This is a genomic window from Candidatus Bealeia paramacronuclearis, from assembly GCF_035607555.1.
GTDB lineage: Bacteria > Pseudomonadota > Alphaproteobacteria > UBA9655 > UBA9655 > Bealeia > Bealeia paramacronuclearis.
In genome coordinates, this window is the sequence record NZ_JAVHWZ010000001.1 from 722,717 (window position 1) to 736,504 (window position 13,788).

General features: G+C 43.3%; 18 protein-coding genes. 15 read left to right on the forward strand and 3 right to left on the reverse strand.

Annotated elements, in window-relative coordinates; translation table 11 throughout:
* Positions 1-259: 259 nt before the first annotated feature.
* From Bealeia2_RS03710 to Bealeia2_RS03730, 5 genes are all read left to right on the forward strand, one after another.
* On the forward strand, positions 260-559 hold the full coding sequence (locus tag Bealeia2_RS03710) for a hypothetical protein (protein ID WP_331255774.1): 300 nt from the start codon (positions 260-262) through the stop codon (positions 557-559).
* A 54-nt stretch (positions 560-613) separates the two neighbouring features.
* Complete coding sequence (locus tag Bealeia2_RS03715) at positions 614-871, forward strand: hypothetical protein (protein WP_331255775.1); 258 nt, start codon at positions 614-616, stop codon at positions 869-871.
* Positions 872-945: 74 nt separating this feature from the next.
* Positions 946-2,118 carry a phage portal protein gene (locus Bealeia2_RS03720; RefSeq protein ID WP_331255776.1) on the forward strand — a complete coding sequence of 391 codons (1,173 nt, stop codon included), beginning with the start codon at positions 946-948 and terminating at the stop codon, positions 2,116-2,118.
* A gap of 968 nt (positions 2,119-3,086) precedes the next feature.
* Entirely contained in the window at positions 3,087-3,566 is a 480-nt protein-coding gene (locus Bealeia2_RS03725) for an HK97 family phage prohead protease (RefSeq protein ID WP_331255777.1), read from the forward strand.
* Between the two features lie 185 nt (positions 3,567-3,751).
* Positions 3,752-4,963 carry a phage major capsid protein gene (locus tag Bealeia2_RS03730; RefSeq protein ID WP_331255778.1) on the forward strand — a complete coding sequence of 404 codons (1,212 nt, stop codon included), beginning with the start codon at positions 3,752-3,754 and terminating at the stop codon, positions 4,961-4,963.
* A gap of 35 nt (positions 4,964-4,998) precedes the next feature.
* Here the strand turns inward: Bealeia2_RS03730 and Bealeia2_RS03735 are convergent, their stop codons facing one another.
* The gene (locus Bealeia2_RS03735) at positions 4,999-5,304 is read right to left on the reverse strand and encodes a hypothetical protein (RefSeq protein ID WP_331255779.1); all 306 of its coding nucleotides are present in this window, start codon (positions 5,302-5,304) and stop codon (positions 4,999-5,001) included.
* Position 5,305: 1 nt separating this feature from the next.
* Here Bealeia2_RS03735 and Bealeia2_RS03740 point away from each other — a divergent pair, with 1 nt between their 5' ends.
* From Bealeia2_RS03740 to Bealeia2_RS03760, 5 genes are read left to right on the forward strand one after another with little or no spacing between them, the layout of a single operon-like run.
* Positions 5,306-5,851 carry a head-tail connector protein gene (locus tag Bealeia2_RS03740; RefSeq protein WP_331255780.1) on the forward strand — a complete coding sequence of 182 codons (546 nt, stop codon included), beginning with the start codon at positions 5,306-5,308 and terminating at the stop codon, positions 5,849-5,851.
* 9 nt (positions 5,852-5,860) lie between these two features.
* Entirely contained in the window at positions 5,861-6,244 is a 384-nt protein-coding gene (locus Bealeia2_RS03745; RefSeq protein ID WP_331255781.1) for a phage head completion protein, read from the forward strand.
* Positions 6,241-6,603, forward strand: a complete 363-nt coding sequence (locus Bealeia2_RS03750) for a hypothetical protein (RefSeq protein WP_331255782.1) — start codon at positions 6,241-6,243, stop codon at positions 6,601-6,603. Before Bealeia2_RS03745 ends, Bealeia2_RS03750 begins: the two co-directional genes overlap by 4 nt.
* The gene (locus Bealeia2_RS03755; RefSeq protein ID WP_331255783.1) at positions 6,604-7,116 is read left to right on the forward strand and encodes a hypothetical protein; all 513 of its coding nucleotides are present in this window, start codon (positions 6,604-6,606) and stop codon (positions 7,114-7,116) included. It abuts the gene before it with no gap.
* A 57-nt stretch (positions 7,117-7,173) separates the two neighbouring features.
* Positions 7,174-7,578 carry a hypothetical protein gene (locus tag Bealeia2_RS03760; protein ID WP_331255784.1) on the forward strand — a complete coding sequence of 135 codons (405 nt, stop codon included), beginning with the start codon at positions 7,174-7,176 and terminating at the stop codon, positions 7,576-7,578.
* A gap of 49 nt (positions 7,579-7,627) precedes the next feature.
* Here the strand turns inward: Bealeia2_RS03760 and Bealeia2_RS03765 are convergent, their stop codons facing one another.
* Complete coding sequence (locus Bealeia2_RS03765; protein ID WP_331255785.1) at positions 7,628-8,545, reverse strand: DMT family transporter; 918 nt, start codon at positions 8,543-8,545, stop codon at positions 7,628-7,630.
* A 93-nt stretch (positions 8,546-8,638) separates the two neighbouring features.
* Between Bealeia2_RS03765 and Bealeia2_RS03770 the strand changes: the two genes are divergently transcribed.
* Positions 8,639-9,925, forward strand: a complete 1,287-nt coding sequence (locus Bealeia2_RS03770; protein WP_331255786.1) for a hypothetical protein — start codon at positions 8,639-8,641, stop codon at positions 9,923-9,925.
* On the opposite strand, the gene Bealeia2_RS03775 is transcribed toward Bealeia2_RS03770, so the two are convergent.
* Positions 9,909-10,880: an IS701 family transposase gene (locus Bealeia2_RS03775; protein WP_422388038.1), complete on the reverse strand. Its 972-nt coding sequence runs from the start codon at positions 10,878-10,880 to the stop codon at positions 9,909-9,911. The two genes, Bealeia2_RS03770 and Bealeia2_RS03775, sit on opposite strands and share 17 nt — an antisense overlap.
* Positions 10,881-10,998: 118 nt before the next feature.
* Here Bealeia2_RS03775 and Bealeia2_RS03780 point away from each other — a divergent pair, with 118 nt between their 5' ends.
* The 4 genes from Bealeia2_RS03780 (at position 10,999) to Bealeia2_RS03795 (ending at position 13,786) form a co-directional block, all read left to right on the forward strand.
* The gene (locus Bealeia2_RS03780) at positions 10,999-11,571 is read left to right on the forward strand and encodes a hypothetical protein (RefSeq protein WP_331255787.1); all 573 of its coding nucleotides are present in this window, start codon (positions 10,999-11,001) and stop codon (positions 11,569-11,571) included.
* Positions 11,572-12,128: 557 nt separating this feature from the next.
* Positions 12,129-12,989, forward strand: a complete 861-nt coding sequence (locus Bealeia2_RS03785) for a hypothetical protein (RefSeq protein WP_331255788.1) — start codon at positions 12,129-12,131, stop codon at positions 12,987-12,989.
* A 12-nt stretch (positions 12,990-13,001) separates the two neighbouring features.
* Positions 13,002-13,367 carry a hypothetical protein gene (locus tag Bealeia2_RS03790; RefSeq protein WP_331255789.1) on the forward strand — a complete coding sequence of 122 codons (366 nt, stop codon included), beginning with the start codon at positions 13,002-13,004 and terminating at the stop codon, positions 13,365-13,367.
* Positions 13,358-13,786, forward strand: coding sequence for a cell wall hydrolase (locus Bealeia2_RS03795; RefSeq protein ID WP_331255790.1), 429 nt, complete (start codon positions 13,358-13,360; stop codon positions 13,784-13,786). The genes Bealeia2_RS03790 and Bealeia2_RS03795 overlap by 10 nt, the downstream gene beginning before the upstream one ends.
* Positions 13,787-13,788 lie beyond the last annotated feature (2 nt).

Below are 13,788 nucleotides of genomic sequence, written 5' to 3' on the forward strand. Positions count from 1 at the left end.
TATCTCGACTTCAGCTTATTTTTTTGTCTAAGCCCTCATGCTTTTAATATCACCCCGAACTTGTTTCGGGATCTTCTTTAGTGAACACAAATCGAAAATTGCTTTTTTTCAACCTACTGAGATGCTGAAATAAATTCAGGATGGCGATGGGGGACGTTGTTTTCTGGGTTTTATAAGGCGGCTCTGAGAGCTCTGACGTCGCATCTTTCAATGGTGCCTAAGAAATGCTAAACTTCTTAAAAAAAGAGGAGGGCAGACTATGACACAAAAAATAATCGGGGCGGCTTCAGTGCTGTTGGGACTTCTGAACTTTCATCTTCAGGCCAAAGCCTATGGCATTGATTCCCCCCGTCCTTGTATTCTTGAAAAAAGCTGTGAAGTTGAAAATCCCCATTGGAATACGTCGATTACCAAAATCGCCGTGACCTATCGTGATGAGATGAAAAATACACATCAATGGACAAAAATGATCCACTCTGATGAGAATATTAAAGATTGTGATAAGGCGGCAGCTTACTTTCCCTATCGATTTGAGACATGCCCTGAGGCGAGAGAGTAGAGGCAACACAGGTGTTAAAAGAATTTGACAACACTTAAATAAGGAAAGAACTGAATGTTGAAAAGATTTTTTATGGCCTTATCTCTCATCATGTTTGGGTGGACTCAGCAGGCGTGGTGTGAAAATAAATGTAAAACAGTACAGGGTAAGCCTGACGCACAACAGTTTTGTGAGAGCCTTTGTGGAAAGGATAATTGGAGTACGCATTATTCTGCCTATTTCCCAGACATCACAAAAGCTTCAGATGTTATGGAAAATGCTTGCAAAAACATTAATGCAGGTGAAGTTTTTCTTTGTGGATGCGATAAATAAAAATTCGTATTCATTTAAAAATTCAAATAACAACTCCCGGGAATGATCTCGGGAGTTTTTTTATGAGGTAAAATATGTGGAATTGGTTTCAAAAGAGTCAAAAGGAACTTGAGGTTAAAGAGAGTCAGGTGGCTCACTTGATTGCTGCGAAAAATGTCGGAAAACCTGTATGGACGCCCAGACAGTTTGATCAGTTGGCAGAAGAAGGTTATCAGAAAAACGTGATTGTATATCGATGTGTGTCTTTGATTGCGGGAGGGATTGCCAGTGTGCCTTGGGAGATTCATGAGAATGGGGAGACGTTGTGCGCACACCCTTTGGAAAAGCTGATTCGGGCTCCCAATCCTAATCAAGCCTTGGCGCGATTTATGGAAGCTTTGAGTGGTTATTTGATGCTTTCTGGAAATGCCTATATTGAGATGGTGCAAGTAGAGGGGGAGCCTTTGGAGCTTCATTTGTTGCGTCCGGATCGTGTTCGTGTGATTCCCGGAATTAGTGGTGTGCCAGAGGCTTATGAGTATCGAGTGGGAAGCTTTTCACGCAAAATCCCTGTGAATCCTTTAAATGGAGCGTCAACGATTTTGCATTTGAAGACGTTTCACCCTTTAAATGATTGGTATGGGATGAGCCCTTTGGAGGCTGCAGCCCATGCTATCGATCAACATAACGCGGTAGGTGGACATAATTTGGCGGTGCTACAAAATGGGGGGAGGCCCTCAGGGGCGCTGATTTTGCCTTCAGGAACGCTCACGTCCTCTCAACGTCAGGCCTTAAAAGAGGATTTTCGGGATTTCTATCAAGGGGGACCTAATGCCGGGAATATCTTTGTTTTGGAAGGGGAGTGGGATTGGAAGGAGCTGAGTATTAGTCCGAAAGATCTTGATTTTATAGAAGGTAAATATCTTTCAGCCCGTGAAATTGCTCAAGCCTTTGGGGTTCCGGCCATGCTCGTGGGCGTGCCCGGGGAGGCGACATTTTCAAACTATCGTGAGGCTCGTTATCATTTGTGGGAGGATACGATTTTGCCCCTTTTGGAATCCATAAAAACAGAGCTGAATCGATGGCTTGTGCCTTGTTTTGCATCGCAAGGGAAATTGGAATTGACCTATGACACGGATTCGATTTCAGCACTGACTCCCAGACGTGAGGGGCACTGGAATAAAATTGCACAAGCGAATTTTTTGACAATTAATGAAAAACGTCAAGCGGTTGGGTACGCGCCTATTGAGGGTGGAGATCGGGTTTAGTCCACGTTAATAATCTCTGGGTAATTGTAGATGGCTTGGGGGCCGTGACATTTAGGATGGCAACAGAAATTCAAGACCTTGTAATGCCGGTTTATAGCAGAATAACCAAAAAGAGATGGTGTGATGAGAAGCAATGAAATGGTTAGAAAATATTTCATATGATTCTCCCTAAAAATACTGAGTAAATTAGTACTCAGTATTAATATGACATAATAAGTATAATATATCGTTAATTTTGGGGATGAGGAGCTTCGGTTGCAGGTGATGCTAGGGGTTTGAAAGGACAAATATAGAGATTATGTTGTGTGTCATAAAATGGTTTTTGTTCCTTATCACATCGAAAGGCCGTGCCTTCGGGCAGCGGAGCCCCTAAGGTTAATTTTTTGAGTTCTGAGAGATTTGGTATACACTCGCATGAGTCTCCAGCGGGGCAAGTCGAACAAGGGCATGGAGCTCCATTTGAGCATTTTGCAGATGTGTTATTAGGGCAACTCGTGCACGTAAGTGCAGCACTGACAGGAAGGGAAAAACTCAGTACCAGAAGTGAAAGTGCAAAAAAGAATTTCATGAGAGAGCGCTCCTTGTGAATTATTATTGTGGGTTTGTGGTCTTAGGTGAAGGTGGGGTTACAGGTTGAGGTATGAGCTTTTGGCATTCGAAGATATTTTGTTTATCTTCCAGTAGAGAGGGGGCTTTGCCGCCTTCACATTGGTAGAGCTGGCCCGATTTAAGAATCGTAAGAATGTTCTCGTTATTGGGAATGCAAGCACATCCTGTGGGGCATGATTGTCCTAGGCAGTTGCCTTGGCATTTTAGATCACAGGTGGAGCCTATTGCACACTTGTTGGGACACGTGTCTATGACTGATGGCAAACTCGTGAGGGATCCCATAAGACTTAAACAAAAAGCTGAAATCAAGAGGGGCACCTTCATGATAAAATCTCCAATATTTTAAGGAATTTATAAAAATGTATCATAAAATTCAGGGAAAAGAAAATATTTCTGCCGCAATGTCTGCGGGAAAATTGTCAGAAACGGGCTTTATTTCAGGCTATGCCAGTGTGTTTGGTGTGTTGGATGGACACCGCGATCAAGTGGAGCGGGGCGCTTTTGACAAGACTTTACGCTCTTGGAAGTTGATGGGGCGCGCGCCTAAAATGCTGTGGCAGCACTCGCCCCTCAAACCTATTGGCGTTTGGACAAGGCTGTGCGAGGACGCTCGCGGACTTTATGTGGAGGGGCAGTTGCTCTTGAATGTTCAACAGGGGCGTGAGGCGTATGAGCTTATCAAGCATGGGGCTTTGGAAGGGTTGTCTATTGGATTTCGGACGATTGCGGCCAGTATTGATCAGGGACGAAAAATCAGAGTTTTGAAGGATATTGATCTTTTGGAAGTGTCCCTTGTCACGTTTGCCTCGAATACGGCGGCCAGAGTGGGAATATACTGAACCTTTAGTCTCAGGCTTTGTAGAACGGTATAGCCGCTTTTGTCGCCCTGAACTCATTTCAGGGTTTAATGAGATGCTGAAATAAATTCAGGATGAAATTGAAATTTAGTAAGGAAAAATAATGCCTTATTGAGTGCCTCGGAAATAACTTCCGAGGTTTTTTTATAACCAAATATGAGGAAAGAATGCACGATTATGATATTGCAACAACTTTGGATGATCTTGGACGGACATTTCAAGAATTTAAATCAACGCAGCAAGAGCGTTTGGAGAATCTTGAAAAAAAGACTGGAGAAGATCCACTTCTGGTTCAAAAATTGGACCGAATGAGTACAGCAATCGATCAAGCAGAAGTCCGCTTGAAACAGTTGGAAGTGGCGCGCTTAAGGCCGCAGTCTATGATGAGTGAAAATCCTGAAATGCGAGGACATAAATCTGCCTTTTTGAATTATGTGAGACAGGGGGTAGATCAAGATCTTCATGCCTATGAGGTTAAGGCTTTGTCGAGCCAAACGGGGAAAGAAGGCGGATTTTTAATTCCTTCAGGTCTTTCGGATACCTTGCAAGCGGTTTTGGATTCAACGTCTGTCATGCGTCAAATCGCCAACGTCAGAGAGATTGCAAACGATGCGCTGGAGCTTTTATTCGATAAAGATATGGCGGATGCGGGGTGGGCGCTTGAGACGGCTGCGCGTGATGAAACAAAAACGCCTGAATTCATAAAGATCAAAATACCCGTTCATGAGATGTATGCACGGCCACGTGCGACGCAAAAGCTTTTGGACGATGCGACTTTAAATATTGAGGAATGGCTTTCGGAAAAGATTGCTCAAAAAATGGCAGCAATGGAAAATACGGCCTTTATTTCAGGGGATGGTTCTGGAAAGCCCAAGGGTATTTTGGCTTACGATACGGCACTTAAAGGCGACTGGGCGTGGGGAAAATTTGAGCATGTCCTTTCGGGGAAAGATGGTGCTTTTGGAGATCAGGGCGTGGATACGCTTTATGATGTAATGCAGGCACTGAAACCCCAATATATTCCAGGCGCTTGCTGGTTAATGTCAAGATCTGCCCAAGCGTCATTGCGGAAATTGAGGGATGCCAATGACAACCGACATGTCTGGCAGCCAGCACTTGTAGAAGGGGCGAATCCTACCCTTTTGGGATCTCCCGTTTATGTGTCGGATGATATGCCCGCATTGGTGGGAGGAACGGAAAGTATTTCTCTTGCCTTTGGGAACTTTAAGGAGGCTTATCAAATTGTGGACCGTCAAGGTATTCACGTATTGCGAGACCCTTACAGCTCTAAACCCTATGTAGAGTTTTACACGACACGTAGGGTTGGCGGTGAAGCCGTCAATTTTGAGGCTTTAAAACTTATTAAGTTTAAAGCGTAAACTCAAAATCGGAGGGGGTTTTAGGCCCCTTCCGATTACCATCCATAATACCAAGGACGCACAGGGCAGCGATAGGGCATACAATTTTTTTCTGCAGGTTGACTGCTGTAGTTGTATCCCTTGCGATCGCTATCACCACGACCACGGGCTTGTGCATCTGAAGTGAAAACAGCTCCTGCGGCTGACAAAGCAAATGCAGATATAATTAATGTGCTGAAAAATTTAGACATAACCATTCTCCTATTAATACAAATTTTCAAATCAAAAACACCACTACTCATGCTTTTATTATGACCCAAAATTCGTAAATAAATCATTAATTTTTTATAAGGAATCAGCAAAATGATGGCAATTTTATCACGGGAGAAAAACCTTCCCGTCACGGTGGAGGAGGTGCAAACATTTTTACGGCTTTCGGATACGCAAGATGTTTCATTGTTGGAAAACTTGATCAGATCCGCCGTTGAGGAAGTCGAAACGTTTACGGGGCTTCTTTTACAAAAATGCACGAGTCAGCTTGTGTGTGATCTTAAATCGCGAAAGCCGGAGGGGCTTGTCCAAGCTCAAGGCGCTGAGATTGTGATTCGCATTCCCCATATCCCTTTTTTGAAAATGTTGAGCGTGAAAGTTGGGGAGCAAGAGATGTCCAAATATCGAATTCAAGTCTCGCATCAAGATGTGGCTCTGTGTCAGATGAGTGTGGAGGAAGGGCGAACGCTGAGCTTGACTTATGATGCTGGCTTTGGCGGCGAGATCCTTATCCCTGAAGCCTTGAAACTGGCCGTCCTTGAGATTGTAGCGTTTCGTTATGAACATCGCGGTGAGGGGCGAGGAGAGGTGCCTGGAATGACTACGTTCTTGCGTCCTTATCGTATTTTGCATCTTTAGGAGGGGTTCATGAAAATTCGTATTGGTGATTTAAAAGAGCGTATCTCCTTTTTGATTAAGAAAAAGGCGAGTGATAACAAGGGCGGCTGGATTGAATCCATTGAGGAAACAGTGCCCGTATGGGCCAATATCGTGCCCATTGTGGGACGTGACGGTTATCATCCTGATGATTTGGGAGGAGGCCTGGCATCGGGTGTGGGGTATTTGAAACAACCTTCGCGGGCCCGTTATCGTGTGACGGTTAGACGAGATATTGCAGTTCCCAATGGGGGCGATGTGATTTGGTCATTGGGTGTGATGAAAAAGCGATTCACGATGGCGTCCAGGCCTTATCTTATTTTGGATAAGCAATTTCAAGGTTTTGTTATGGTGGAAATGGGAGATGAATCATGATTGATATTTTAGGAGAGATGTGCCAAAAATTGGGCAAATCTGAGGATTTTAAAGCACTTTCAGGTGTCTTTACCCATGTTCCCTCTGAAACGCCTTATCCCTACATGACTCTTGAAAAAACAAAGAGTGAGGAAAGTTTTTCGTCTCATCGCTCAAACGTTGTACTCAAAGTTTGGAGTCGGTATCGGGGCGATGCGGAAGTTTCCCTTTATGAAAAGAAACTCAAAGAGACTCTGGAGATGGCAGAGTGGATTTCAGGGGCGTGCCTTAAAATTGAAGCTTCTCAAGTGAAAATTTTAAATGATGGTTTGACGCGCGTTTTGGAGATGAGGCTTGAAATATGGATCAGGGGAATTTAAATGGAAACAGAATTAACTCTTGAGATTCTGGGCTCACATAAGGGCTTTCCGCCTTTTTCTGCTCGTGGGTGTGTGCAAACGTTGGAGCCTATTCCTCAAGGGGAACTCCACCGCACCGTCAATGGTGATCTAGTATTGGTAGGGGGCTATCGTGAGACAAAATATCGCTCGAAAATAACGTGTAAAGATAAGCAGGGGATTGCATTGGGTGGAGTTATTATTGGTGCACCTGTTCGTGTGGGTTGTATCCAGCGCTTGGTAGAATCTGTTGAAGCAAAAAAAGATAAATACCTTTTAAAATATAACCCAGTGGAAGGGTCTATTTATTTCATTTCTGAATCAGGAATGCGGATTCAACTTGAAGGAGGGCGCGAGATAGCTTTATCCTTAGATCATGGCGTGGGATATTTAAGCTATCGTCCTACGATTGAAATGCGGATTACGTCTTATAAACTCGAGACCGATGAGTGGGGTATGACCGTTGGGTGGGCACTTGACTGTGAAGAGATTTAGGGGTTAAAAAGTTCAATTCAATATATATAAATTTTACATTTAATTGAAATTGGAGTTATGATGTTACGCTATTATTTCCCCCTTTTGATTTTTTTTATGAATTTGTATTTTAATGTCTCTGCGATGCAGAAAGATGATGATGGATGTGATGAGAATCAAAATTCTTCATCCACGCCCATTAAAGACTCAAAGGAAGAGAAGAAAGACCCAAAAAAGAAAGAAGAGAAAGAGAAGTCAGTTCTTACAAAAATGGAACCAGCCGATGAAAATGACACTCTTGTATTACAGAGTAATTTGGAAAATACTAACAGTATAGTAGAAAATCTTAATTTTAAAAATTTTCTTTTTTATGACTTAACTACTTTGACAGAGGATTCTGATGAGGACTCTCAATATGATGAAGACTCTGGCACGTCTGGCCCTGAGTCGACCTCCTATGATAGTTCCGGCAGTGACGATTAATACTATTTCGAAAAAATAGTTAACGTAATAAAAGCAGGATGATGATTGCCTAAACACCTACCTCGGCGGTTAACTTTTCCGCTTTGCGGGCTTTAAGGTGCTTGTGGGTCTCAATGTAAGCAATGTAGAACGTGGCGGGTACGATAATGGCCGCCCCCATGAGAGTGTTTATGGTAGGAAGCTCGTTGAAAATCACAAATCCAAAAGCTGCGGAAACCATCAGCTCAGAATAACGGAAAGGCTGAAGTGCGGAGACTTCGGTGGCTGCAAAGGCTTTTAAGAGGCAGAAGAGAATGAGATTTGAACCCACCCCCAAAAGAGCCAAGAAGAAGAGCTCAGAAAACTCAGGGGCGACCCAGATATAATACGTCGGGATGGCGTCCAAAATGGAGGTTCCCAATGCGGAGTAAAAAAGCATGGGGAGCATGCCTTCGTTTCCAGTCACAAGCTTTTTGTTGATGATATCAAGAGATGCAAACATGATGGTTGAACCTACGAGCAAAAGTGCCATGGGGTTGAGCGTCCCGCCATCAGGATGAAGGCTGATAAAAATTCCAATGAAGCCCAAAAAAGTCGCAATCCAACGGTGAATACCAACGTGCTCCTTTAAGAAGATTTTGGCCAAAGGCAAAATGAAAAACGGTGTTGTGAAGCTAATAGTAGTCGCCAGAGTGAGGGGCAACTGTGCCAATCCATAGCACCAAGGAGCAATTGCCATAAAAAGAAGTAATGCGCGGATCATGTGGGCTTTGGGATGTTTGGTTTTAAAGGCGACAGACCCTAATGTCATCATGAAGGGAAGAAGGACAAGCGCCCCAAATAAGAAACGGAAAAAAGCAACTTCTGCGCCAGGTAAGCGGGATCCTGCAAGTTTGGTGAGGATGTCGTTCATATTGCTGACAACACAAGACATAATCATCCAGAAAATACCTTGAAAATAACCTTTTTCGGTAAACCAACTGAGCACGGAAAGATATCCACTTCTTAAATACTATACAAGACGCACCTTCATAACGAAGTTGTGTGATGAAAGTCAAGATTATTCGGAAGGCAGTAAAAGATGAAAATTTATTTTGCAGGGGCGGCTTTGAGTGAGGCGTTTGATGAAAAAAAACATGCACGGTACGATTTTGCGGTCTTCGCACTTTCTATTTCACAAAAGGAAAATGAGGTGGCACGTGCGGAAATCAAAATGGAAAACGAGCCAGGGAAGCTTGAACATCTTAAAAAATATGAGAAATTCTTTATTTCCTGGGAAAGTCAGGGAAAAAGTGAGCTTATTTTTACAGGGATTCCTTCAAGAGGTAATCAGACATGTGAAGGTTACTTTTGTGTATTTGAGCTTTATGCCGCCCCCCCTCATCTAGAAGAGGACGTAAAGGCATTTTTAGAGCGACAAAAGAAAGCCCCATATTGGGATCCTTTGTTTGTTCCCCCTGAAAAACGTGGAAAATCTTTGGAAGTTCAAGACACGCTTCTTGAGAGCCTTTATGTGGATCGCAAATCTTGGGAGTTAAAGCGTTCATCTTTTTTTAAAGGGTCGCAAAAAATTGATTTAAAGGGAAACTTTTTGAGAGAAAGTTTTATCAATTATGTTGTGCAGACGCCTTTGCGGGCTGTCACTGTGAAGCTTAAAGCCGAATGGATGCAAGATCAGGAAGGGTACGTGGATATTGCCCGTGTCATTGCGCGAAAATTTCCAGGATTTCAAATTAATAGCTTCTCAAGTATTGGAATTGAAGCCAACTGGCCGAAACAAGGGCAAAAAGTGGGTCGCTCAGGGTATGAAGTTATCAAATCGCGCTTTGATAGAATTAAGCCGAATGCCCATGAGCCTATTCCTTTTTCCCCGCCTCTTAAAGCGCACTTAGGTATTGAGAAATACTATGTGCGACGCCATTGGTATGACGCAAAGCTTTATCTGAGATGGCAGTATCGTCAAAAGCGGCGTGAGACGTTGTTATTTACGCTTCAGCATGAATTTCAAAAAGGGGCCTCTTTGGATGGTGAGGTGAAGGAAATTTCTATTTCCCTTCAAAATATCAATCCAGAGCCACGGTCTTACCGTTGGATTCCAAAGGCTTATTATCGTGAAGGAATGCTCGTGACTCTGGGGGCTTATACGTATGTCGCCAAAGACGATCACAAATCGTCATATATATTTGAGGAGGATCGTGCTCATTGGAAGCTCAAATCCGACTCGGCTCTGGGACGAGAGGAGCGCGTTGATGAGACGTTTTTTCTAAGCCCTCGTGGTCGGCAAGCCTTTGAACATGGGTTGACTCTTGCTCAGTCACGAGTTACGCAGTTTGCAGCAAAAGGGTGGGAATCTAAGCGAAAGACATGAGTTTTGTTATTTCTCTAGAGATATCATGCTTAATAACATCCCACTGCTGCTGATAAAAAGAGAAGCCTCCAGCAAGTCGTCTTTTAAATCTTTGAATCCAAGCCGAAATGGCAAGAAATATATGATTTCTTTGGGCTCGTCCCGTGCGAGACTGACAGCGTTCAAGACCGCATGTTTGCTTTAATTCCCGATGATAAACTTCGATTTTCCAACGCGATTTCATGACCAGTTCAATATGATCACGAGAGGGATTATCCCTATTGGTTCCGATATAATCCGTGCGACCGTTTTTGGCAACAAACCGGAAAACAGTAATCCATCCATATCCGCGTAAGTGAACTTTCAGTCCTTCATCTGGAATGTCCAGCTTTTCAAGAGTTTCTCCACGATTCACTTTCCTGTTTTTCTTCAACCCCATCACCCATGTCCAGCCTATGGATTCAATGGCCTTCAGATTATTCAAGCTCGAGTACCAAGCGTCTGCAACCACGTCATCCGGATTTATCCCTCTGTCTTGAGCCAGCTTTAACATTTCCCTGAAATGGTCATTCTTGCTTTTGCCATCGCTGGCTTTATCATAAATACGATAATCAACAGGAATAGAGTCATGACTCCTCAGGCCATGCCATACCAAATTGACAAGACCTATCCCCGCAATAACATCATGGGCATTCCCAGAATACTGATAATGCACAAGCTCTATCTTCTCGCTCCGATTTTTATCCAAAATTGTATCGTCACATACTAAAAAACAAGGTTCTTTCTTGTTAATAAGAGATTGAGTAAGATTCCACACTCCGCTCGGACGCAATGCACTAGAACTCAACCATCGATTGACGCTGTCATGCGACAATGGAATCGGTGACACCTCCGAAAGTGCCAACCCTGAATAGCGCACACTGCTGGCTTGTAAAAATGAACGATAAAGTGATTTTGTGCATTTGTGTCGAGACATCATTTCTTCTCATTTAATAAATATTCCCTCTCACCTTATCTCTTCTCTCTTCTCCTGCAAACTGCGTAACTCGTGTCAGTATCATCTCGCTAAAAGCGCGAGATCCAGTGAAATAAAAGTGACTGGCTCTTGGGAGGACCTTCTCTCTGTCACAACGGACCACACAGTGCGACTTGAGGATCCTCGGATTCCGGGCGGACAAGCCCAAGGCAAAGTGGTCCATTACCGAATCTATGCCGAGGGGGAGGGGGGAAGACGCGCTGTTGAGATCACGATTGCCCACACCCTCGGTATAGCCCCCAAAACGAAAGTTCAGCTTCAAGAAAAGTATGCTCCTCATTTTGCTCTTGATGGCTATTGTGAGGAAGATTATTTGACAAAGTCAGGACTTTTAAGAGCGGCACCTTCTGGGATTGCTTATTATGATTTTGGAGGTCAATGTCCACGAGAGGGACTTTTGAATTGGCGACGGCTTCATTCAGTTCGTATGGTGAAATCTGTGGCTGTCAAAAATGGACCGATTGAGCAATTGAAAGCCCTTGTTACGGCTCAAGGACAATTCAAAGAGGTTTTGAAGGACAAGCAAACACAAGTACAAGTCCAGCTTTATGACTTAAGGACAAAACCGTGTCTTGATCATAAAATTGAGGTGACCCTGGCAGGTGGATGGTCAGCTCCGGTATGGGGTTGAGATGGGCCCCGGATCACGTGACCTTGAAAGCTCAAGATAAACCTTGATTTTCGATCATTGTCTGGGATGACGTAATTGTGGAAACAGTTTGCTCCACATCGTTACTCTGAAATTAATTAGAAAACTTAACTTTATTAATTAATTTTTAATAAAATTTATATTATAATCAAATCATAACAAATAGGGAGATTGAAAATGAAAATTATATCAATATTATTTTTCACAGTGTTTTGTGCTGGATCAGCACAGGCTCTCACTCATACAATGATTAATTGGCCCTACTGTATAGGTGAACATTGTCCTCCTCCTCATGCTATGCAGGTGGTTCCCCATGATAAGGTACAAAACATGATGCATTATCGAGCGCCTATAAATCATCACTAAGTAATCACTAATTATATTAAAAAGCCTCGAGGCGCTTCTTTAGCCTCGGGGTTTTTTGTTGGCATCTCAAGAGAGTTTTGACCAAAACTGCAGCGTAATGAAATAAATTTTGACGAAATATATTTGGATTCCTCCCTCATATACAATTCTAAACAAAATAAATGGAAATATAAATGAAATGGTTCATTCGCAATGACTTGCCTCAAAATTGGCCAGGCCATCAGCTCCCTGATCTTTTGGATTTAAATGAAGAGGAGGGGCTGATCGATATGACTTCTGATCAAGAAAGTGAGATCGAAATCCTTTCTGAAAATGATCTTTTTCCTGAAAAAATTGTTTTGCGTCTCAAAATTGCGCCCGTGCCTTACGAGAGCTTTCAAATCATGGGAATGAGCTATTTAGGTAATGATTATGGAAAGATCTCAATTTATGAAAAGACTAGGGTTAAGGCGATTGCAGGTGTGAAAATAAGTTCTGATAAAGCGCTTTTTCAAGGAATTGATCTTGTTGAGACGGGGAGAGGATGGTTTGAAACACAAGGAAAACGAGTGGACTTTACCCCCTTTTCAGAAGTGCAGTTTGTGATGGAACGGGACACACAAGCCCCACTTTTTCGGAAATTATTTGGTGTGGTTCGAAACGATTTAAAGATTTCACATGACCCACAAAAACGCTTTTTAATTCCTTTTGGGGGGCTTTTTTATCCTGGGATTTTGCCTGAAGAGGCACAACAAGTGTATTGCGAAGTTTTGAAAAAACAAGATCAAACCTTTGATCTGGGGTTTACATCTTCAAGCCTTTGGCGGGAGCGTGGAATTTTGCCGCCCCAGCCAGGTGATTATGAAGGAAAAGAGATTCAATTTGAAGGAGATCTTGAGGATCACCTGAGCTTGGGCGCGGCTTTAGTGGCTGGCTCTGCGCAATTTTTAGTGCGGTTGAAGTCTATCCCTGAGACGAAGGTTTATGCCTCACAGAGTTATCGCATCCCGGGCGGGCACCCGGAGTTGATTGAGGTCACGTTTGTACCCAAATAGTAAGGAGAAACCATGGGACTTATATTGAGAAAAAACAAAGGAATGCCGCTGACTTCAGATGAGGTGGATGGGAACTTTCAAGAGCTTTTAGAGCGAATTGTCGCGTTAGAAGAAACACCTCTCAAAGGAGAAGGATTGAGCCAAGTCGTTGAAGATCAAGGCGAGATTCGCTTTATAGGCTCTTATGGGAATAACTTTGGTGCATTTAAACTGCCAAATTCCACATTTTTTTTGAAGGTCTACAAAGGGACTTTGCCGGGAGTGGCCAAGACGGGTCAACTTGCAATCTATCAAGATGAGAAAAACTTTATACTTGTATTTTATGAAGGAACAGCTTGGCGACAAGTCTATAACGGAGAGGTTATTTTATGCAAATAGTGACTGAAAAAGATATCGATATTTTAGCACGCACTATTTATGGCGAGGCTCGGTGTGAATACAACCATCCGCAAGGTGGGCTGGGATCTTTGATTGCAGTAGGAAATGTGGTGATGAACCGTCTGAACGCCAAACGCCGCTTTGGGAATAGCATTGAGGATGTGTGTCTCAAGCCTTTTCAATTCTCGTGCTGGAACGCCAAAGATCCCATGCGGAAAGTCATTACGGGGGAGGGTATTGAAAAAGATATTGTCTTTAAAATTTGCCAAGAGGTGGCCAGTGCGGTGGCCAATCAAGCATGGCCAGACTTTACACGGGATAGCAATCATTACCATGCTTATTATTGCAAACCCGATTGGGCGGATCCCAGAAAGCTTCAGGTCCGCTTGGGTCGTCATTACTTTTACAAATTAGGGTGAGT